The following is a 20,264-nucleotide window of genomic DNA, read 5'->3' on the forward strand; positions in this document are numbered from 1 at the left end:
TTCAGAGGACGTCGGCGGGGACGAACCCCAGCTCCTTCAGCATCGGCAGGTAGTTGAAGACGTCGTGGTGCTCGATGATCCGGCCGGCGTCGTCGAAGAGGAGTTCCTCGAGCATGAACCAGGTCACCTTCTTCCCGGTCGGGGCCTTGCCGAGGAACTCGCCGAGGTGGGTGGCGGTCACCGTGATGCGCAGGATGACGCGGTCGCCCTCGGCGACGATGGACCTGACGTCCAGGTGGAGGTCGGGGAAGGCGGCGAGGCCCCCCCGCATGGCGCCGATCATCTGCTGGGTGTCGACCGGGCGGTCCTCGGAGTAGTGCCTGACGTCCGGGGCCCAGTGCTTGAGGATGCCGTCCAGCTCCCAGCGGTTCCAGGCGGCGGCGCAGGCGAGCGCGGTCTCCTTGTTGCGCTCCTGCGCGCTCCGGCCGGCGGGACGCTCGTTCACCGTTGCGGTCATGGCGGGAATTCCCCTCGTCTGCTGCGGAGTCGAATGGCTCGGGGGTGTCGGTGCCGGCTCGGGGCCGGTGCCGGTTCGGGAGGCCGGTGCCGGCACGGGAGGTTCGGTACCGGCTCGGGAGGCCGGTGCCGGCTCGGGAGGTTCGGTACCGGCTCGGAGGGTGGTACCGGCTCAGGGGGTCAGGACGTGCTTGCCGACGCTGCTGCCGTCCAGCAGGGCGCGTACCGCGGCGGCGGCCCCGTCCAGCGGGTGGCGGCCGGCGATGCGGGGGGTGAGGACGCCGTCCTCGGCGAGCCTGCACAGCTCCGCGTAGTCGGCGTTGAAGTCCGGGCCGGGTTTGACGTAGTACATGCTCATCCGGCGGCCTCCGGTGAGGCCGAGGAGACGGGCGAAGAAGCGGGCCGCGGTGCGGCGCAGGGCCGGGACGTGCGGCCGGAACCACTGGCCGGGGCGGTAGCCCGCCACGGAGGAGTCGAAGGAGACGAGGGTGCCGCCGGGGGCGAGCATCGCCCAGCCGGCGTCGAGGCCGCGGCCGCCGATGTGGTCGAAGACGGCCTGGACGCCTTCCGGGGCGAGGGCACGGACGGCCGCGGCGAGGTCGGGGGTCCGGTAGTCGAGCGGCTCCGCGCCGAGTTCCCGCACGGCGTCGTGCTTGGCGGGCGAGGCGGTGCCGATGACCCGCAGGCCGTGGTGGACCGCGAGCTGGGTGAGCAGGGCGCCGACGCCTCCGCTCGCTCCGTGCACCAGGACGGTCCCGCCCGGTCGCGGACGGGTGAGGCGGTGCAGCATCTGGTAGGCGGTGACCCCGTTGACGACCAGGGCCACGGCCACGGCCGCGTCCAGGGTCGCGGGGACGGCGGCCAGGGTCTTGGCGGGCAGCTCGACGAAGCGCTGCCAGGCGCCCTGGCGGGGCATGGCGGCGATCCGGTCGCCGGTCTTCCAGCCGGTGACTCCGGGGCCGACCTCGACGATCCGCCCGACCAGGTCGTAGCCGGGCACGAAGGGGAACGCGGGCGGGAACGGGTGGAGGTGCTGGAGCATCTGGACCTCGGCGAAGGACACGCCGGCCGCCTCCACCTCGACCAGGACCCTGTCCTTGCCCGGGGCGGGCCGGGGGCCCCCGTCGGTGTGGATCCGCTCCTCGGGGGTGCCGCTGCCGGTCATCCGCACCAGTGTGTTGGCGGCGCGGCGCGTCCCGCCGGTGGTGCCGGGCGCCGGGTGCCCGGCGGATTCCGTGCTCATGCCGCACCCTCCGTCGGCCGGGGGGCGAAGTCGGCGGCGTGGTCGGCGGCCCAGCGGGCGAAGGTCAGCGCGGGGCGGCCGGTGACCTTCTCGACGGTGTCGAGCGGGACGGGCGGGTTCGCGACCGCGTCGGCGAGGTAGCCCAGGACCATCTCGACCACCGGCGCGGGCATGACCCGGCCCATGTCCTGCCGGGCCCGGTCGGGGGTGATCTCCTCGAAGGCGATCGGGCGGCCGGCGGCGCGGGCGATCTGCCGGACCTGCTCGGCCTGGGTGACGGCCTCGGGGCCGGTGAGCACGTGGGCCCGGCCGGCGTGCCCGTCCTCCAGGAGGGCGGTCGCGGCCACGGCCGCGACGTCGGCCTCGTGGATCAGGACGCGCTTCGCGTCGCCGTAGGGGGCGCGCACGACATCCTCGGTGCGGATGGAGTGGCCCCATTTCCACAGGACGTTCGTGGCGAACTCGTCGGGGCGGACGAAGGTCCACTCCAGGCCGGACTCCTCCGCTGCGCGCTCGACGGTCCGGTGGTACTCGCCGCTGTGGTTGCCGCTCGACGTGTCGAGCACCGAGGAGGAGGAGAGGACCACGACGCGGCGGACGCCGGCCTCCCGGGCCAGGGCGACGACCTCGCGGGCGGTCTCCGGCACCGGGAAGAGGTAGAGGCGGTCCACTCCGGCGAAGGCCGCGCGCAGGCTCTCGGGCTTCTCCAGGTCGCCCTCGACGACCTCGACCGGCTCCGGCAGGCTCGCGGCGGCCGGGTCCCGGGTCACCGCGCGCACCGGCTCACCCGCCGCCACGAGCCGGTCGACCACAAGCCGGCCCACGGCTCCCGTCGCTCCAGTCACCAAGATTGTCACGTACCCGCTCCACCCTGTTCGGCCCGGTCGTCCCGGGGTTTCCGCTCGGTAGTGCTGCCCAGTTTCGGGCGCGCCGGTGGAGGAACCTTGGAGGGCGCTTCGAGGACGCCTCGCACCGGGGGCGGCCCGGTGTCCGCCGGGACGGGGCGCGGCCGGCGGGCCGGTTCAGCGGGCCGCCAGGCCCTCCTCGACGGCGCTCGTGAGCTCCCGGTCGAGCATGGTGCGGGCGGTGGTGTCCCGGGCGGTGCCGAGCCCGGTGTCCTGGCAGGCCGTGCTCACGAGGTAGCGGCCGTCCAGCACGAGGTGGGTGGTGAAGGTCCAGGCGCCGAGGGGGGCCGGGGAGCCGTCGGGAGCGGCCGGGGCCCCGCCGTCCAGGCCGAGGCCGAACCGGGTGAAGCCGAGCCGCATCCCCTGTCCGAGGGCCTTGGTGTACGCCTCCTTCAGGGTCCACAGCCGCAGCAGCTCCGACGCCTGCCGGTCCGGGGGCGTCCGCGCCAGCTCGGCGCGCTCGGCGGGGGTGCACATGTGCCGGCGGAGCAGTTCCGGGGAGACCGCCCGGCCCGCGGGTTCGGCGTCCACGCCGATCCGGCCGGTGCGGCCGACCCCGACCGCGATCAGGTCGCCGGTGTGGCTCAGGCTGACGTCGATCTGGTCGAAACCGCGGATGAACGGCCTTCCCGTGATCCCGTACGCGAGGTCGAGCGCGGCCGGGTCCGTTCCCAGGACCGCGGCGGCCGTGTACTTGACGATCATGCGGGAGGCGAGGAAGCGGTAGCGGGCGGTCGCGTCCCGGGTGCGCCGGTAGCGCTGCCAGTCGTGGCCGAGCAGCGGGCGCAGCGCGGGGTCGGCGAGTGCGGCGGTCAGCCACTCGCCCCAGGTGGCGACGGCGACGGCGCTGCCGTCCCGTTCGAGGCGGGAGCGCACCGTGCGCCAGGGCCGGCCGGGCCCGGGGCCGGGGACGTGCACGGGTGGCGGGGGCGTTCTCCCGCCGGCTGCGGACCGGTGCGGCACGATGGGTCTCCTCCTCAGTGACCGGGTCCGCCGTCGAGACCGCAGTCGCGGCCGGCGTGGAGGCGGCGGACGAGTTCGTCCAGCGTCTGCGCCACACAGCCGTCGGGCGGGCCGGGCGCGGTGATGCCGAGTCTCCGGGCCAGCCGTGACAGCGCCAGCACCGCCCAGGCGGGTTCGGCGAGGAAGGCGTCCGTGCCGTCCTGGCCCTCCCAGACGCCGAGCACCGCCGCCGCGGCCTGGAGCAGGGCGTAACGGTCGCTGAGGACCACGGCGGCCGGGCCGGGAACGGCGGGCAGGGCCGCGCACCGGGAGCGCAGTGTCCGCAGTTCGTCCGTGAACGCTCCGGCGAGGCCCGCGAGTACGGCGATCCGGCCGTCGGCGTGCGGAGCGGCGGCCAGCCGTCCGGCGGAGCCGACGAGGGAGGCGGCGAGGAGGTCCTCCCCTCCGGCGACGCCGAGCAGCCGGTGGTCGAGGGCGGGCAGGCCCGCGCCGGTGCCGAACAGCTCGGGCGGCGGTTCCGCGGACCTGAACCAGGAGCGCTCGGCGAGCGGTCGCAGCTGGGGGATCAGGACGGCGTGGCAGGCGGCCGTGCCGGTGTGGCCGAGGCTCGCGAACGGCAGGTCGCGCGCCAGCTTGTCCAGGAACCGGTGGGGCGGTCCGTCGTGCGCGCGGCCGGGCACGCCGAGGACGGTGGCGAGCTCTTCGAGGTTCTCGCGCAGCAGGCCCGGGACCACGTACCTGACGGCCGCGGCCAGGAGGTGGGCGCGGTCGGGCAGCAGACCGAGCGCGCGGAGCGCGACGGTGACCATGCTGTCGCAGGTGAGCAGGTCGGCGAAGACCCCGGCGAGCGGCTTGTGCCAGCGCCGGGCCACCGGCCCGGTCCGGCCTGCGGTCGCGGCGCGCACGGCCGAGCGCAGTACGGTTCCGGTGGCCGCGACGGCGGCGGCCGGGACGAGGCAGTGGTCGATCTGGAGGGTGCGCAGGAGCAGCGCGGTTCCCTCGCCGGGACGGCCGACCAGGGCGCCCGGGGGGGCCGGGCAGCGCGTGAACTCCAGGCCGGAGAAGGGGGTGCCGCGCAGGCCGGAGGTGGGCACCCGGGGCAGTCCGCGGAATCCCCCGGGGGGAAGCCCGCCGGGGTCCAGGAGGAAGAGGGAACGGCTGTGCGGGCCGCGTTCGGGCGCGGTGCGCGCGCAGGCGACCCAGGCGTCCGCCCGGGACGCGTTCATGACGAGGTCCTTGCGGCCGTCGAGGATCCAGCCGTCGCGGTCCGGGACGGCGGTCAGCTCGCCGCGCGCGAAGGCGTTGGCGTGGGCGGGTTCGTGGTGCACGGCTGCCACCCGGCCGCCGCGCAGCAGCAGGTCGGCGGTCCCCTGTCGCTGCCGTGCGCCGCCCGCGGCCCAGACGGGGGCGGCCGCCGAGAGCGAGACGAGGCCGAGGCCCAGGGCGAGGTCGCGGCGGAACAGCGGGCGCAGCGCCGTGACGAGCAGGTCGGCGCGGGTGAGCAGCCCGCCGGACCGGGCCGGGACGAACTCGGCGGCGAGGCCGGCTCCGGCGAGCAGGGCCTCGGTCGGTTCCGGGGGTTCGCCCAGGGCGTCGGCGGCGGCGAGGGCCGCGGTCCCGTGCGGGTTGGCCGGGTCCTCGGGGTCGCCGAGGAGCGCCTCCAGCCGGGCCGCGCGGAGGTGCGCGGCGGCGTCGGCCGGCACGTCGGCGACGGACGCGGTGCCGGCTCCGGGGCGCGGGGCGGCGGCCGTGGTCGTGGTGATCGGCTCCTGGTTCACGGGGTGCGGGCGGCGGTTTCCGCGCGCCGTCCGGCGGGGCCCGGGAGGCGGGCGGGAACAGCCACCCGGCCGCCCGGGGGCGGGAACGGGCCGCCGGGCGCCGCCCGGCGGGAGCCGGCACGACGGGCCCCGGCGTCCGGGCGGCGGAAGGGGCGGAACCCCGCACCGCCGTCCCCGGCACGTCCCCGGAACCCGCCCCGGGCGCCGCCGTGGTCCGGCGGTCCGGTGGGGAGGTCCCGCGCCGGGAACAGCGGCCGGGTGGTGTCCGCGGCCGGTTCCCGGACCGCGTCGGCCGACGCGTCCCCGTACACGTCCGCCTCCGCGCCCGCGTCCGCCGGGTCCGTCCTGCGGCGCGCTCGTTCGACCGCCATCGGCTCCGCCCTTCCTCGACGCCCGCCCCGAGGTTCACCGGGACGGCCGGAGAACTCCTCGAACGGCCCTGGACCACGACCGGGTGCCGGAAGACGCGGACCCGCCCCGGCCGCCCGGACACGCCGGGGCCCTCCCCGGCCGGCCGGCCCCGTTCCGCACGTCCGTCGCGTCTCCCGCGTCCCGCGCGGCGGAACGCCGTCCGCGCGGCGGGGGACGCCGTGCCCGGTCACGGCCCGGCTCACGCCCCCGCCCGGCCCACGACCCGGCAGGCCCGGCCGAGCAGCCGGGGAAGCTCGCCGTCGCGGACGAAGAAGTGGCCGCCCGGCAGGGTCCGGTGGACGAAGCGGCCGTCGGTCCAGGTGCTCCAGCCGCGCATCGTCTCGGTGGGCACCAGGACGTCCTCGCTGCCGCCGACGGCCAGCAGGGGCACCGGGACCGGTCCGCCGGTGGCGGGGTCCTGGGCGGCGGCGCGCAGATCGGCGGCCAGTTTCAGGTCGTCGCGGAGCACCGGCAGGACGAGGCGGTGCCAGGGGTCGCCGGGGACGGCGTCCTCGGGCATCGCCTCGAACCCCCGCAGCACCCGCGTCAGTTCGTGGTCGGAGGCTTCGGCGGAGGAGATCAGGCCGCCCCGCTCGCCGGGTGACGGGCAGGCGCCGACGGCCAGCAGCGCCGGCAGCGGCAGCCCCGCCGCGTGCAGGGCGCGGGTGAGGGTGTAGGCGATCAGGCCGCCCAGGCTGTGCCCGTACAGGACGTACGGTCCGGGCGGCTGTCCCGCGAACAGGTCGTGCAGATCGGCGAGGAGGGCCCGCCGGGTGGTCACCCGGGGCTCCCGGTGCCGCGCGCCCCGGCCGGGCAGCTGCCGCGGCTCGGGGGCCGCCGCGGCACCCAGCAGGGTGTTCCAGCGGTGGAACGCCGAGGTGCCGGCTCCCGCGTGCGCGAAGCACACCAGTCGCACGCCGTTCTTCTCTGCCATGCCCGGCCCTTCCTGCTGCGCCGTCTCTCCCGGCGTGGTCGGTCGGTACTCACGGGGCGCCGTTCGGGAGCCCCGTCGTCGCGGTCGTGCCCGTCGGTCCGTCGGACGGTCGCTCACGCCGCGTACAGGTCGAACGTGGACCCCCTCCGGGAGCTCGCGATCACGTCCAGCGCCGGGTCCACCGCCAGCATGGCCTGGTGGAGCCGCTGGAGCTGCGGCGAGGGCTCGACGCCGAGGTCCTCGATGAGGCGCACCCGCAGCCTGCGGTAGATGTCCAGCGCGGTGGCCTGGCGGCCGGAGCGGTAGAGCGCCACCATCGCCTGCGAGTGCAGGCTCTCGTGCTGCGGGTGCCGGGCGATCAGCTCGGTGAGTTCGGCGAGGAGTTCGGTGTGCCGTCCCAGCCGCAGGTCGACGTCGATGCGCCGTTCCACGGTCACCAGCCGGCTCTCCTCCAGCCGCATGACGTCGATCTCCAGGATCGGGCCCACCCGCACGTCGACCAGGGCCGGGCCCTTCCAGAGCCCGAGCGCCCGTCGCAGCAGGGCGGCGGCCCGCTCGTCGTCGCCCACGTCGAAGGCGCTCTGGCCTTCGGCGACCAGCCGGTCGTACGCGTGGACGTCCACGCTCTCCGGGGCGATCTGGAGCAGGTAGCCGCCGTGGCGGGTGGCGAGCATCTCCTTGGCCCCGCCCGGATTGCCCGGCCCCATGGCCAGGGCGAGCCTGCGGCGCAGCTGCAGGATGTAGGTCTGCAGCGTGGTGAGCGCGCTCTGCGGCAGTTCGGTGCCCCAGACCTCCTCCATCAGGGTGGGCACGGGCATCACCCGGCCCGGATAGAGCGCGAGCAACGCCAGGATCTGGCGCGGTTTACCGGCCGTCGGAACAATCGATCCCCCGTTGACCTCGGCGCTCAACGGACCCAGAACCTGAATCATCACGGTCTCCCAGCTGGTGGTCGAGTTCACATCGGTAGAGCGTTCGACTGGGGAAGAGTAGCGGGGCCCGGGACATCGTCAACATTTTCTTGAGTCCATGTCGAGTGCGTCTCCAACAAGGATGGCTCCCCGTTTTCCGGTGCTGCCGCATTCACAATTTTCACCGGGCGTCAAGAAGGCATCGGGGAAAGGGGCCGGGTGCCCGGTCCGTGAAAGCGCTCCCAGCGGCAGGCTTCGCGAAACCGCGCCCTCGGGCCGGGGGCGGTTCCGCTCGCCGGCGGGGCGCGGAGGAGTGGCGGACGCGGAGGGGCGGCGGGCGCGGAGGGGGGCGGGCTCGCGGGGCGGTCGGGGCCGGGGGACGTGGCGCCCCCGCCGGGACGAGATATGCGGGAAACGAGCTTTCACCTGCGGTTTCAATCCGGTTGCAGGGCCGCGGGAGTGGGCTGATCACGACCGTCGGAGGGGCCCGGAGACGCGGACGGCGGTCGCTCCGGGTCCCGGGCGCGGTGGGAGCCGCCCCCGGAACAAGGAGGCGGAACCGGCCCGGTGGCAGCCGGGTCCGGAGGCCGCCTCGCCACCGCACGCCCCGCCGGAGGCGCCGGGTTTCGCGGCGGGCACGGGTTCCGTGGAAACGCAACGGTGAACAGGGAGGGAAAACCGGCCGCCCGCAGGCCGAATTGACACTGCCGACCGCATGAAAGGAGAAAAGCGCCTTCCGCTTCCGACCCGGGACTGTTTTTTCGCCGGGCCCCGTTCACCGCACCTGACGTATTTTCGGAACGGTCGCGTTCCGCAGAATGCCGCTCCAGATGCGCTCAAGTGGAATTCCGGCCGGTGGTGCTTTCCGCGGGGGCGGATTCCGGACCCGGCGCGCCGCCGGGCTCCCGGAAATCCGTGGTGCGGGCAGGGGGACGGCGGGGCCCTGCTTCCCGGTCGGAGCAGTGCGGGGCGGAGCGGTCAAGGGGGCGTTTTCGGCACGGTCGCGGGCCGTCGGAGAGCCGGGGCCGGGCCGCGAGGCGCACGGGCTCACCGGGGAACGTTCCGAAAGGACCGTCGTCCGCCCGTGATGTCCGGTGCGCGGGGCCGCCCCGGGCCACGCGCCCGGGGGACATCACGAGATGGAGCGCCCCTTCGCGCACGGGGCCCGCGCGGACGGCGCGGCGGGGTGCCGCGCCGGACGACGTGACGGGCGCGGGCCGGGGGTGCCGCGACCCGGGCGGGACTGCCGCGACGGGCGGGGGCGCGGGGCCGCGACCCGGGCGGGGCTACCGCGACGGGCGGGGGCGCGGGGCCGCGACCCGGGCGGGGCTACCGCGACGGGCGGGGGCGCGGGGCGCCGTCTCAGCCGGCGCGGACGAGTCGTTCGCCGTGGGGCTCCGTCGTCCCGGCGGGGGCGTCGGGACCGGCCATGAGGATCGAGCGCTGCAGCCTGCGCAGCACGGGCGAGGGCTCGATCCCGAGTTCGCGCACCAGGGTCTGGTGCAGTCGCTGGTAGACGTCGAGGGCCTCGCCCCGGCGACCGGAACGGTGCAGGGCCAGCATGAACTGGCCGTGCAGGTTCTCGTGGGTGCGGTACCGGGCGGCCAGCACGGTCAGCTCCGCCAGCAGCTCCCGGTGCCGCCCGATCCGCAGGTCGGCCTCGATGCGCCGGTCGAGGGCGCACAGCCGGGTCTCCTCCAGCCGCCGCGCCTCCGTGTCCAGCTGGACGCCGCCGGAGACGTCGGCGAAGGCCGGCCCCGACCACAGGGACAGCGCCTCGCGCAACAGCCGCGCGGCGCCCGGGAAGTCGCTCGCGTCCATGGCCCGGGAGCCGCTGTCGACGAGCCGGTCGAACTCGCGGACGTCGCTGGTGCCGCCGCCGGTGTCCAGGAGGTAGCCGCCGGGCAGGGTGACCAGCACGTCCTTGGCGGTGCACCGGCCCGCGCGGCCTCCGCCGTCGCCCTGCTCCAGGGCCGTCGATATGAGGGTCCGCAGCTGCAGCACGTACGTCTGGAGCGTCGTGCGGGCGCTGCGCGGCGGGGTGCCCGCCCAGAGCTCCTCCGCCAGGGCGGAGACCGGGACGACCCGGTCGGCGTGGAGCGCCAGCAACGCCAGTACCTGTCGCGGTTTGGGAGCGGTAGGCGTGATGGAGCGCCCCTGCTCCCGAACCGCCAGAGTGCCCAGTAGTTCGATGTCCACGCCTACTCCCTGTCCATGGATGGCGACTCAGTAAAAAACAGGGCCGACGGTTTTGTCAACGCAAAACAGACCGAGCCGCCTCCCCCTTCCGACCGACCTGACAGACTCTCAACTGCCTTTCCCACCAGGGGTTTTGACGTCTCCGTCCACACCTCCTCCGACGCCGGACCGCTCCCCCACCCCTCCCCGGCGGTCCGAGAGGGCCGAAAACAGACCCTGAGGTCTCCTTGGTGACGCGTCCGCACGCGAAAGCCCCGGTGCTCCGCGCGTGCGGGGCACCGGGGCATGGTCCGGCCGGTCCTACCGGAAGCGGGTTCCGTCGATCTCGAGATCCGCCAGGAGGGCGGTCGGCGCGACGGCCGGCAGCAGCAGGCGCCAGATCCGGCTCACGGTGGCCGCCGAAAGCCACATCGCGTCCCGTACACCGAGCACTTCGAGCCCCGCCATGGCGGCCACCACGACGGTCAGCACGTCCTGCGCCGTCACCTCCGCGCGCAGCTCGCCCCGCGCCTCGGCGCGCTCCAACTCCTCCCCGACCCAGCGCCACCAGTGCTCCCGCGGCCCGGCCCGCACCGGACGGGACAGCTCGCCGCCGAGGGCGAATCCCGTCCGCAGCACGACGTCGCCGCGCAGTTCGTGGGCGAGGCGGTGAGTGACGTCGACCAGGAGCTGGACATGGCTCGTTCCGGCCGGGAGTTCGGTACGCGTGAGGGCCAACAGCCTTGCCAGCGCCTCCGCTTCGACGGCGTCCGCCAGGGCGGCCTTGCTCTCGAAGTGGAAGTGCAGCGCCCCGCTGCTGACCCCGGCGGACGAACTGATCGCGGTGAGCGAGGCCCTGGTGAAGCCCTCTCGGCCGAAGACCTCCGCCGCGGACCGGATCAGGGTTTCGCGCGTACGCATCGCACGCTCCTGTTTGACCATCGACCGCTCCGTCACTGCAGGGGGATTGCCGTGCCCGTCGAAGGGGAGGCCAGAGAGTTGACTACGGCGCTTCACGAGGAGAGCCCGGGATCGGGCACGCGTGGGCGCCCCTCACCGCCACGGCCACTGTCTCCGCCGTGGTGCGCCCTCTCGCGAGGGAGCATAACAAACCGTCCGTGCCGTTTCTATCGGTCGGACGAGGCAACGCCTTCCGGGCCGGACGGAGCCGGTCCCCGGCAGGACCGGGGCGGTACGGCACCGGGAGCACGTTCGTCCGACCCGCTCGCGGACGGCTCGGACGGCGCCGGACCGGCCGGGGCGGACGGCGGCACCCGCGAGTACGTTCCCCGCCGGGCCGAGGGCGTCCGGCGGAGGAGCGCGGGGGTGCCGCGAAGGGGTGCTCGCGGCTCGGGCGTCGTGGAACGACGCGGGAACCGGAGGGCGTTGCGCCGGGACCGCTCCGCGCCGCCGGAGCGGACGGCCACGGGGAGCACGCCGTCCTCCCCTCGTCCCACGGTTCCGACGGGACCGGGGGCGAGCGTCACGGGCTTCCTTCTTGACCTGGTCTTTCCCCGCCCATGGATGAGCGGTACTGGCCGTCCGCCGTAGGGTACGGACTGGGCGGCCTCTTCGGAACCCCCGGCGCTCGACGATCCCGAGGGAGGAGGAGAAGGAGTGGCTGAGCAGGTCCGGGCCATCCGCACGCGCCAGACGATCCTGTCGGCGGCGGCCAAGATCTTCGAGGAACACGGGTACCAGGCGGCCACGATCTCCCAGATCCTCAGGGAGGCGAGGACGACGAAGGGCGCCCTGTACTTCCACTTCGTGTCGAAGGTGGATCTGGCCCAGGCCGTGCTGGCCGAGCAGGACCGGCGGATCACGGTTCCGCCCCGCGTCTCCAAGGTGCAGGAGATCATGGACGTCGTGATGCTGCACGCCCACCGCCTGCAAACCGACCCGATGGTCCGTGCCGGCGTCCGGCTGACGACGGACCAGGTGGTGGAGGACCCCGACCGCAGCGGTCCGTTCCTGCGCTGGGCCGGGATCGGCCGCGAACTGCTGCGGGAGGCACAGGTGCGGGGCGAACTCCTCCCCCATGCCGTGCCCGCCGAGACGGCCGACGTCATCGTGGGTTCGTTCGCCGGCATCCAGTCCATGTCCCAGGCCCTCTGCGAGTACCGCGACCTGGCCGACAGGGTCTCCGCGATGATGCGGCACGTGCTGCCCAGCGCGGTGACCCCCTCCATCCTCGCCTCGCTCGACCTCTCCGCGGGCCGGGGGGCCGCGGTCTACGCCGAGGCCCTGGAGGCGGCCGAGGCCCGCGAGGGCCTGGGCACCGCCGGCTGACCGGGGCCGCGCGGGGCTCCGCCGTCACGGAGCCCGCCGGCCGCGGACGCGGTCACCCGTGCGGCGGCCGGGCCGTCGCGCCGGACCCGGTGGGGCCCGCGTCGCGCAGGCCCGGCAGGTCGTAGCCCCCGTCCTCGTCCCACGGGACGTCGAGGTCGTCCAGGTGCACGTGCCACTCCGCTCCCGGCAGGGCGCGGCGCAACCCGGTCACCGAGTCCAGCACATGGGCGATCACCGGGAGCGCCCGGTCGGGGTCGAGCGGCACCCGGGTGGACCCGGCCACGATCCCGTCCGGTCCGCCGCCACCGTTCCCGTACAGGTGGAGCCCTTCCTCGTCCCGGTACGGGAAGGACGACGACCGGGCGGCGGTGACGCGCTCGACGGCGAGGGCCTCGGCCGCCGTGAGGGGCACCGCCCGGCTCGCGCGGTAGTAGAGGGAGACGCTCATGATCCGAGCGTACCGGCGGGGCACGACGCCACCGCCCGGCGCCGGCGCCTCCGGAGCGCGCCCTACCGGTGGTCCTCCGGGTGCGGCCCCGTGGCGAACGGGTTCGGCTGGTCCTCCGCGAGCACGCCCACGAAGGGCTCCCCCTCCCCCGCGAACGTGTACGCCCCGCCTTCGATGCGCTCGATCAGACCGCGCGTCCACTCCGCGCCGCAGTCGGCCGAGTGCACCCACATGTTCATGATCTCGCCGATGTGCCCGAGCTGTTCGAACCCGGTCTCCGGCAGGTAGTACCCGGTGACGGCGGACCGCCACTGTTCGAGCCCCACGACCCTCTTCTTGAGGAGCTCCACGCCCTCGGCGCGCGGCAGGTCGACGATGAAGCCGATGCCGGCCGAGAGCATGTCGGCCTTCTGCTCGTGCGAGCCCAGGGCCTCGCGCAGGAGCGCGAAGTACTCCTCGGTCCCCTTGTCGTTGATCTCGTACTCGACGCGGGGCGGGCCGCCGGCGGTGCTCGGCGCGACCTCGTGGGCGACGAGGAGTCCTTGCTTCGTCATCTGCTTGAGCGCGTGGTAGATCGAACCCGGCTTGGCGTTGGACCACTCGTGGGCGCCCCAGAACTCCAGGTCGTTGCGTACCTGGTAGCCGTGCACCCGCCCGTGCTGGCGGACCGCGCCGAGAACCAGGAGCCGGATCGCTGACATGCCCATCCCCCTTCTAGTTAATTTTGACTAGGCTACCCCTGCCCGCCCCTCGCGGACCGTGAAACCCCCGCCGTTTCCTCGCTAATCAAATTTGACCAACAAGCTTGAGTGCCCTACGGTGGAGCCACTAGACAAGTTTTACCACTGTCTCGAAGGAGGGTGTTTTGTCTGACAGCGATCTGGCGATCGTCGTCGAGGGTCTGCGGAAGAAGTACAAGGACAAGCAGGCCCTCGACGGTCTCGACCTCACGGTCCGGGCCGGGACCGTCCAGGGAATCCTCGGCCCCAACGGCGCGGGCAAGACCACGGCCGTACGCGTCATGTCGACGCTGCTGCGCCACGACGAGGGCCGCGTCGAGGTGGCGGGCATCGACGTGAGGACCCGGGCCGACGAGGTGCGTGCACGGATCGGGCTGCTCGGTCAGAACGCCGCCGTCGACGAGGAGCTCAGCGGCCGTCAGAACCTGGAGATGTTCGGCCGTCTCTACCACCTCGGCGCGCGCCGGGCCGGCACGCGGGCCGACGAACTCCTGGAGCAGTTCGGGCTCACCGACACCGGCACCAAGGCCGTCAAGCAGTACAGCGGCGGCATGCGGAGGCGGCTCGACCTGGCGGCCTCCCTGATCTCCCGGCCGGAGGTGCTCTTCCTGGACGAACCCACGACCGGGCTCGACCCCCGCGGCCGCACGGAGGTGTGGAACGCGGTGCGGTCCCTGGTGGGCGGCGGCACGACCGTCCTGCTGACCACCCAGTACCTGGAGGAGGCCGACCAGCTCGCCGACCAGATCGCGGTGATCAACCACGGGAAGGTCATCGCCGAGGGCACGGCGGACGAGCTGAAGAGCAAGACCGGCGGCGACCGCATCGACGTGGTCCTGCACGACACGGCCCAGCTGACCCGCGCCGCCTCCCTCCTGTCCGGCGACACGGTGGTGGACGAGGACCGGCGGATGATCAGCGCCTCGGTCAGCAATCGGATGGCCGCACTGACGGAGACCGTGCGGGCCCTGCAGGCGGCCGGCATCGAGGCGGAGGACATCGCGGTGCGCCGCCCGACCCTCGACGAGGTCTTCATGCACCTGACGAAGGAGGACGCCGCATGAGCGCGACCCACGGTATGACCTCGACCGGCGTGAGCACGGCACACGGCACGGGCTCGAAACTGAGCTGGGCGGCGGCCGACTCCTGGACCATGACCCGGCGCGAGCTGGCGCACTGGGCGCGCCAGCCCGTGCAGGTGGTCGTCGGGCTGGTCTTCCCGGTGATGATGCTGCTGATGTTCAGCTACCTGATCGGTGGCGGACGGGGCGTCGAGGGGGACTTCACGTCCTACCTGGTGCCCGGCATGCTCACCATGACCATGGCCTTCGGCCTCGAGGCGACGATGCTCTCGGTCACCCAGGACCTCGGCAAGGGGGTCATCGACCGGTTCCGCTCGATGCCGATGAACTCCGGCGCGGTCCTGGTCGGGCGGAGCGTCGCCGACATGCTGCAGTCGGTCGTCGGCCTGGTCGTGATGATCGCGGTCGGATACGCGATCGGCTGGCGCTGGCACGAGGGCTTCTCCTCCTTCCTGGGCGCGGTGGGACTGCTGCTGCTGCTGCGGTTCGCGATGCTGTGGATCGGCATCCACCTGGCGATGGTCGCGGGCAAGCCCGAGATGGTGCAGGCGGTGCAGATCCTGGTCTGGCCGGTCGCCTTCCTGTCCAACGCCATCGCCACGCCCGAGTCGATGCCGGCGTGGCTGGGCGCGGTCGTGGAGTGGAACCCGATGTCCGCGACGGCCACCGCGGTGCGCGGCCTGTTCGGCAACCCGGGGGCGACCGGCGACTCCTGGGCCGCGACCCACGCGGAACTCCTCGCCGTGGCCTGGCCGCTGGTCCTCGTCGCGGTGTTCTTCCCCCTGGCCGTCAAGAGGTTCCGGGACCTGAGCCGCTGACGACCGGGTCCGGGCCCGCGGTCCGCCGGACCGCGGGCCCGGACCACGTCCCGGTACCGGCCCACCACGCGGCAGCGGACCCGCGAGACCGGTGACGACCCCACGTCCGCACAGCCACTTCGGCCGCACAACAGTCTTGGAGAACGACGAGCATGGTCCCGTACACGCACACCTCCCCGTCACCGTCGGCCGCGCCGCACGCCGCCGACAGCCACGACCTGATCCGCGTGCACGGCGCGCGCGAGAACAACCTCAAGAACGTCAGCGTCGAGATCCCCAAGCGCCGGCTGACGGTGTTCACCGGCGTCTCCGGCTCGGGCAAGAGCTCCCTGGTGTTCGGCACGGTCGCCGCCGAGTCCCAGCGGATGATCAACGAGACCTACAGCACGTTCGTGCAGACCCTCATGCCCACCCAGTCACGGCCCGAGGTGGACGTCCTGGAGGGCCTGACCACCGCGATCATCGTGGACCAGCAGCGGATGGGTTCCGATCCGCGCTCCACCGTCGGCACCGCCACCGACGCCAACGCCATGCTCCGCATTCTCTTCAGCCGGCTCGGCGATCCGCACATCGGACCGCCGAGCGCGTTCTCCTTCAACACCGCCTCGCTCAAGGGAAGCGCCTCCATCAGCGTCGAGGGCAGCGGCAAGAAGGCCGTCAGCGCCGACTTCAACCGCATCGGCGGAATGTGCACCCGGTGCGAGGGGCGCGGTTCCGTCTCGGACATCGACCTCACCCAGCTCTACGACGCCACCAAGTCCCTCAACGAGGGCGCGCTCACCGTCCCCGGCTACAACATGGACGGCTGGTACGGCCGCATCCTCACCGGCTGCGGCTTCTTCGACCCCGACAAGCCGATCGACGCGTACACCGACACGGAGCTGGACGACCTCCTCCACAAGGAACCGACCAAGGTCAAGGTCGACGGCATCAACCTGACCTACGAGGGCCTGATCCCGAAGATCCGCAAGTCGATGCTGGCCAAGGACCTCGACGCGCTGCAGCCGCACATCCGCGCGTTCGTCGAACGGGCCATGACCTTCGCGGTCTGCCCCGAGTGCGACGGCACCCGGCTCAGCGAGGCGGCCCGCTCCTCCAGGATCAAGGGGATCAGCATCGCCGACGCCTGCGCGATGGAGATCCGCGACCTCGCGCGGTGGGTCCGCGACCTCGACGAACCCGGCGTCGCCCCGCTGCTCGCCGCCCTCCGGCAGTCCCTCGACTCGTTCGTGGAGATCGGCCTCGGCTACCTCTCCCTCGACCGCCCCTCCGGCACCCTGTCCGGCGGCGAGGCGCAGCGCGTCAAGATGATCCGCCACCTCGGCTCCGCGCTCACCGACGTCACCTACATCTTCGACGAACCCACCGTCGGCCTGCACCCCCACGACATCCAGCGCATGAACAGCCTCCTGCTGCGCCTGCGCGACAAGGGGAACACCGTCCTCGTCGTCGAGCACAGGCCCGAGACGATCGCGATCGCCGACCACGTCATCGACCTCGGTCCCGGCGCCGGCACCGCGGGCGGCACCATCTGCTTCGAGGGCACCCTCGAAAAGCTCCGGGCCTCCGACACCGTCACGGGGCGCCACCTGGACGACCGGGCCGCCCTCAAGACCTCGGTGCGCAAGCCCACCGGCGCCCTGGAGATCCGCGGCGCCACCGCGCACAACCTCCGGGACGTCGACGTCGACATCCCCCTCGGGATCCTCACCGTCGTCACCGGTGTCGCCGGCGCGGGGAAGAGCTCCCTCATCCACTCGTCCATCCCGGCCGGCCAGGGCGTCATCTCCATCGACCAGAGCCCGATCCGCGGTTCGCGGCGCAGCAACCCCGCCACGTACACCGGCCTGCTCGACCCGATCCGCAAGGCGTTCGCCAAGGCCAACGGCGTCAAGCCCGCGCTGTTCAGCGCCAACTCCGAGGGTGCCTGCCCCACCTGCGGCGGCACCGGCATCCTCTACACCGACCTGGGCATCATGGCCGGCGTCTCCAGCCCCTGCGAGGACTGCGACGGCAAGCGTTTCCACGCCTCCGTCCTCGAACACCGCCTCGGCGGGCGCGACATCAGCCAGGTCCTCGCCATGCCCGTCACCGAGGCCGAGGAGTTCTTCGCCACCGGCGAGGCCCGCATCCCCGCGGCGCACAAGATCCTCCGGCGCCTCATCGACGTCGGCCTCGGCTACATCACCCTCGGCCAGCCCCTCATCACCCTGTCCGGCGGGGAACGCCAGCGCCTGAAGCTGGCCACCCGCATGCACGACAGCGGCGGCGTCTACGTCCTCGACGAACCCACCACCGGCCTCCACCTCGCCGACATCGAACAGCTCCTGGGCCTGCTCGACCGGCTCGTGGACTCGGGGAAGTCGGTCATCGTCATCGAGCACCACCAGGCGGTCATGGCGCACGCCGACTGGATCATCGACCTCGGCCCCGGCGCCGGCCACGACGGCGGCCGGATCGTCTTCGAGGGCACCCCCGCCGACCTGGTCGCCACGCCCACCACCCTCACGGGCCGGCACCTCGCCCAGTACATCAACGGCTGATCGCGTACCACCGCACTCACCGCCCCGTGGACCCCGGTCCACGGGGCGGTTCTCTTTCCCGGCACGCGGGAAGCGTTACCTTCACTCTGCTTCATTGCAACGATCCATTGCATTCACTCTCAAGGCGATTGCATCAATTCCCTTTACTCACAAGGGAAAACGCCCATATCTCGTTGACCGACTTGAAAACGCAACGTAGCGTTCAAGAAAGTTCGAACACTGTGCACCGCGAAATGAGGATGGACCATGAGTGAAGCCCTCCCCACCGTCACGACGCTGCCGACAGAGCGCCGGGCCGGTTGCCCCTTCGACCCGCCGGCCGAGTTGATCGACGCCCGCCGGCACGGTCCCCTCAGCCACTGCACCCATCCCGGCGGAAAGCCCGGCTGGCTGATCACCGGGTACGACATGGTGCGCTCGGTCCTGGCCGATCCTCGGTTCAGCTCGCGCAAGGACCTCCTGAACGTCGTCGACTTCGCGCTCCCCCCGGCACCGCCCGGCGAGTTCCTCCTCATGGACGAGCCGGACCACAGCCGCTACCGGAAGCCCCTGGTGGGCAGGTTCACCGTGCGGCGGATGCGGATGCTCACCGAACGGATCGAGCGGATCACCGCCGACTGCCTGGACGCCATGGAGGAGACCGGGCCGCCGGCGGATCTGGTCACCGCGTTCGCCAAGCCCCTCCCCACCATCGTCATCTGCGAGATCCTGGGCGTGCCCTACGAGGACCGGGCCTCCTTCCAGGAGCAGATCGACGTGTTCATGGGCGGGGAGGCCGGCGACGAGGAGCTGGTGGCGGCCTACACGGCGACGCAGGAGTACCTCGCACGGCTGGTGGCCGCCAAGCGCGCCCGCCCCACCGACGACGTCCTCAGCGAACTCACCGACAGCGACCTGACCGACGAGGAACTGAAGGGGATCGCCCTCATCCTCCTGGCGGCCGGGTTCGACACCACGGCGAACATGCTGTCCCTCGGCACCTTCGCGCTGCTGCGGAACCCGGAACAGCTCGCGGCGCTGCGCGCCGACCCCTCGCTCACCGACGGGGCCGTGGAGGAACTGCTGCGGTACCTGACCGTCGCCAAGACGTTCCACAGGACCGCGCTGGAGGACGTCGAGCTGGGCGGCGCGACCATCGAGGCCGGCACGACGGTCGTGCTCTCGTACCACACCGCCAACCGCGACCCCGGCCGCTTCGAGGACCCCCACACGCTCGATCTCCGCAGGCAGGCCACCGGGCACCTGGCCTTCGGCCACGGCATCCACCAGTGCCTGGGGCAGCAGCTGGCCCGCGTCGAGATGCGGGTCGCGTTCCGCGCGCTGGTCGACCGCTTCCCCTCGCTGCGCCTGGCCGTACCGGCGGCGGAGGTCCGGCTGCGTCCGGAGAGCGCGGACATCTTCGGGGTGAAGAGCCTCCCGGTCACCTGGGACGAGAAGTGAGCACGCCGGACCTGAGCGTCGACCGCGAGCGCTGCATCGGCGCCGGGATGTGCGTCATGACGGCCCCCGAGGTGTTCGACCAGGACCCGGACGACGGCCTCGTGCTCCTGCTGCGCGCACGGCCGCCCGTCGTCCACCGCGCGGCCGTGCGCATGGCCGCCGGCGTCTGTCCCGCCGGGGCGATCACCCTCCACGAGCCGGAATCCGGCGGCTCCTGAGCGGCCGGGGGCGGCCGCGCCCGGAACGCCGCGAGCGGCCGGCCCGCCCACCGGTCCCCCGTCACGTCCGCGCCCCGGGGCCGCTCCCGAACGGCCCCGAACGGCCCCGACCGCAAGGTCCGGGGACAGGGGTGGCCCCTGCCCGGGAATCGCTCCTCTCACGTGACGCGACGGTCGTCGATCTCCACGGAGAGGTGCGGCCACGCCCCGGTGAGCCGTGCCAGGTCGCCGGACGTGGTGCCGTCCGACGTCAACGCCCCGACGGGCATGAAGTGGACGGTGGTCCCGGTCGTGCCGTCGTCGGCGATCGGCCGCAGCTCCGTGGCCGGTACTCCGTGTTCGTACCGCTGGGTCCAGGATCCGTCGCGGCGGCGGTTGGTGTGGACGAGCCACGTACTGAGCGCGGCGACGACGGACATGCCCCGGCGGGGGTGCGCGTCGGGCAGGGCCGGCGCGTCGGGGCGGTCGAAGAACCGGAGGTCCTTCGTCGCCATGACCGGTTTCCTCACGGTGCGCCCGTGCTCGTCGAGGCGCGTGTCGGTGCCCCGCCCGTCGTCCGCGACGGCCACGGAACCGTCGGGGTGGAGGACGACGCGGCAGTGTCCGCCGTTGCCGTGTTCGGCCTCGTCGGCCGCGTAGGCGACGACTTCGAGGATCAGGTGCGGGATGCCGTGGGGGGCGAAGACGGCCGGGTTCCGGCGGATCCGCTCCAGATGACCGGGATCGACGGCGGCCGCCCAGTCGTGCGTGGTGTTGTGCCAGGAAGCCCTCGGGGTGATCATCCGGGAAGTATGCGGGACGGCTCCGGAACCGTCGACCGGTGCGCGGACCGGGCCGACGAGACCGTGCCCCCCGGCGCCCGCACGTCGTTGAACCCGTGTCGCAGCCCGAGACGCGAGCCGTCGCG

Annotated in this window: 19 protein-coding genes; 6 read left to right on the top strand and 13 right to left on the bottom strand. The window is 73.3% G+C overall.

Annotation, left to right across the window (positions count from 1 at the left end; genetic code table 11):
* Window position 1 precedes the first annotated feature (1 nt).
* The 10 genes from ACZ6AQ_RS09210 to ACZ6AQ_RS09255 form a co-directional block, all read right to left on the bottom strand.
* Window positions 2-457, bottom strand: a complete 456-nt coding sequence (locus ACZ6AQ_RS09210; RefSeq protein WP_388699445.1) for an ester cyclase — start codon at window positions 455-457, stop codon at window positions 2-4.
* Window positions 458-628: 171 nt separating this feature from the next.
* Entirely contained in the window at window positions 629-1,699 is a 1,071-nt protein-coding gene (locus ACZ6AQ_RS09215) for a zinc-binding dehydrogenase (RefSeq protein ID WP_468758670.1), read from the bottom strand.
* On the bottom strand, window positions 1,696-2,556 hold the full coding sequence (locus ACZ6AQ_RS09220; protein ID WP_468758672.1) for an NAD(P)H-binding protein: 861 nt from the start codon (window positions 2,554-2,556) through the stop codon (window positions 1,696-1,698). Before ACZ6AQ_RS09220 ends, ACZ6AQ_RS09215 begins: the two co-directional genes overlap by 4 nt.
* A gap of 165 nt (window positions 2,557-2,721) precedes the next feature.
* Window positions 2,722-3,567, bottom strand: coding sequence for a 4'-phosphopantetheinyl transferase family protein (locus tag ACZ6AQ_RS09225; RefSeq protein ID WP_468758673.1), 846 nt, complete (start codon window positions 3,565-3,567; stop codon window positions 2,722-2,724).
* Window positions 3,568-3,581: 14 nt separating this feature from the next.
* Complete coding sequence (locus tag ACZ6AQ_RS09230) at window positions 3,582-5,345, bottom strand: acyl-CoA dehydrogenase (protein ID WP_468758675.1); 1,764 nt, start codon at window positions 5,343-5,345, stop codon at window positions 3,582-3,584.
* Window positions 5,342-5,716 carry a hypothetical protein gene (locus ACZ6AQ_RS09235; RefSeq protein WP_468758676.1) on the bottom strand — a complete coding sequence of 125 codons (375 nt, stop codon included), beginning with the start codon at window positions 5,714-5,716 and terminating at the stop codon, window positions 5,342-5,344. The genes ACZ6AQ_RS09230 and ACZ6AQ_RS09235 overlap by 4 nt, the downstream gene beginning before the upstream one ends.
* A 239-nt stretch (window positions 5,717-5,955) precedes the next feature.
* Window positions 5,956-6,690, bottom strand: coding sequence for a thioesterase II family protein (locus ACZ6AQ_RS09240; protein WP_388699455.1), 735 nt, complete (start codon window positions 6,688-6,690; stop codon window positions 5,956-5,958).
* Window positions 6,691-6,803: 113 nt separating this feature from the next.
* Window positions 6,804-7,625, bottom strand: coding sequence for an AfsR/SARP family transcriptional regulator (locus tag ACZ6AQ_RS09245; protein ID WP_468759245.1), 822 nt, complete (start codon window positions 7,623-7,625; stop codon window positions 6,804-6,806).
* A gap of 1,338 nt (window positions 7,626-8,963) precedes the next feature.
* Window positions 8,964-9,800 (bottom strand): AfsR/SARP family transcriptional regulator, encoded by an 837-nt coding sequence (locus ACZ6AQ_RS09250; RefSeq protein ID WP_388699457.1) that lies wholly within the window; start codon window positions 9,798-9,800, stop codon window positions 8,964-8,966.
* Window positions 9,801-10,100: 300 nt separating this feature from the next.
* Entirely contained in the window at window positions 10,101-10,700 is a 600-nt protein-coding gene (locus ACZ6AQ_RS09255) for a ScbR family autoregulator-binding transcription factor (RefSeq protein ID WP_468758678.1), read from the bottom strand.
* Window positions 10,701-11,396: 696 nt separating this feature from the next.
* Here ACZ6AQ_RS09255 and ACZ6AQ_RS09260 point away from each other — a divergent pair.
* Entirely contained in the window at window positions 11,397-12,068 is a 672-nt protein-coding gene (locus ACZ6AQ_RS09260; protein ID WP_388699463.1) for a ScbR family autoregulator-binding transcription factor, read from the top strand.
* Window positions 12,069-12,120: 52 nt separating this feature from the next.
* Here the strand turns inward: ACZ6AQ_RS09260 and ACZ6AQ_RS09265 are convergent, their stop codons facing one another.
* Together ACZ6AQ_RS09265 and ACZ6AQ_RS09270 are read right to left on the bottom strand one after the other, a co-directional pair.
* Window positions 12,121-12,516: a hypothetical protein gene (locus ACZ6AQ_RS09265; RefSeq protein WP_468758680.1), complete on the bottom strand. Its 396-nt coding sequence runs from the start codon at window positions 12,514-12,516 to the stop codon at window positions 12,121-12,123.
* A gap of 62 nt (window positions 12,517-12,578) precedes the next feature.
* Entirely contained in the window at window positions 12,579-13,217 is a 639-nt protein-coding gene (locus ACZ6AQ_RS09270; RefSeq protein WP_388699466.1) for a PadR family transcriptional regulator, read from the bottom strand.
* 164 nt (window positions 13,218-13,381) lie between these two features.
* Between ACZ6AQ_RS09270 and ACZ6AQ_RS09275 the strand changes: the two genes are divergently transcribed.
* The 5 genes from ACZ6AQ_RS09275 to ACZ6AQ_RS09295 all read left to right on the top strand — a co-directional run bounded on the left by ACZ6AQ_RS09275 (window position 13,382) and on the right by ACZ6AQ_RS09295 (window position 19,357).
* Window positions 13,382-14,320 (top strand): ATP-binding cassette domain-containing protein, encoded by a 939-nt coding sequence (locus ACZ6AQ_RS09275; RefSeq protein WP_388699469.1) that lies wholly within the window; start codon window positions 13,382-13,384, stop codon window positions 14,318-14,320.
* Between the two features lie 14 nt (window positions 14,321-14,334).
* On the top strand, window positions 14,335-15,156 hold the full coding sequence (locus ACZ6AQ_RS09280) for an ABC transporter permease (protein ID WP_388699490.1): 822 nt from the start codon (window positions 14,335-14,337) through the stop codon (window positions 15,154-15,156).
* A gap of 152 nt (window positions 15,157-15,308) precedes the next feature.
* Entirely contained in the window at window positions 15,309-17,699 is a 2,391-nt protein-coding gene (locus tag ACZ6AQ_RS09285) for an ATP-binding cassette domain-containing protein (protein WP_468758682.1), read from the top strand.
* Window positions 17,700-17,945: 246 nt separating this feature from the next.
* Entirely contained in the window at window positions 17,946-19,139 is a 1,194-nt protein-coding gene (locus tag ACZ6AQ_RS09290; RefSeq protein WP_468758684.1) for a cytochrome P450, read from the top strand.
* Complete coding sequence (locus ACZ6AQ_RS09295) at window positions 19,136-19,357, top strand: ferredoxin (RefSeq protein WP_468758686.1); 222 nt, start codon at window positions 19,136-19,138, stop codon at window positions 19,355-19,357. Before ACZ6AQ_RS09290 ends, ACZ6AQ_RS09295 begins: the two co-directional genes overlap by 4 nt.
* Before the next feature lie 158 nt (window positions 19,358-19,515).
* Here ACZ6AQ_RS09295 and ACZ6AQ_RS09300 read toward each other — a convergent pair whose 3' ends face one another.
* Window positions 19,516-20,139, bottom strand: coding sequence for an ATP-binding protein (locus ACZ6AQ_RS09300; protein WP_468758688.1), 624 nt, complete (start codon window positions 20,137-20,139; stop codon window positions 19,516-19,518).
* Window positions 20,140-20,264 lie beyond the last annotated feature (125 nt).

This window comes from Streptomyces sp. NPDC041191 (assembly GCF_055591945.1).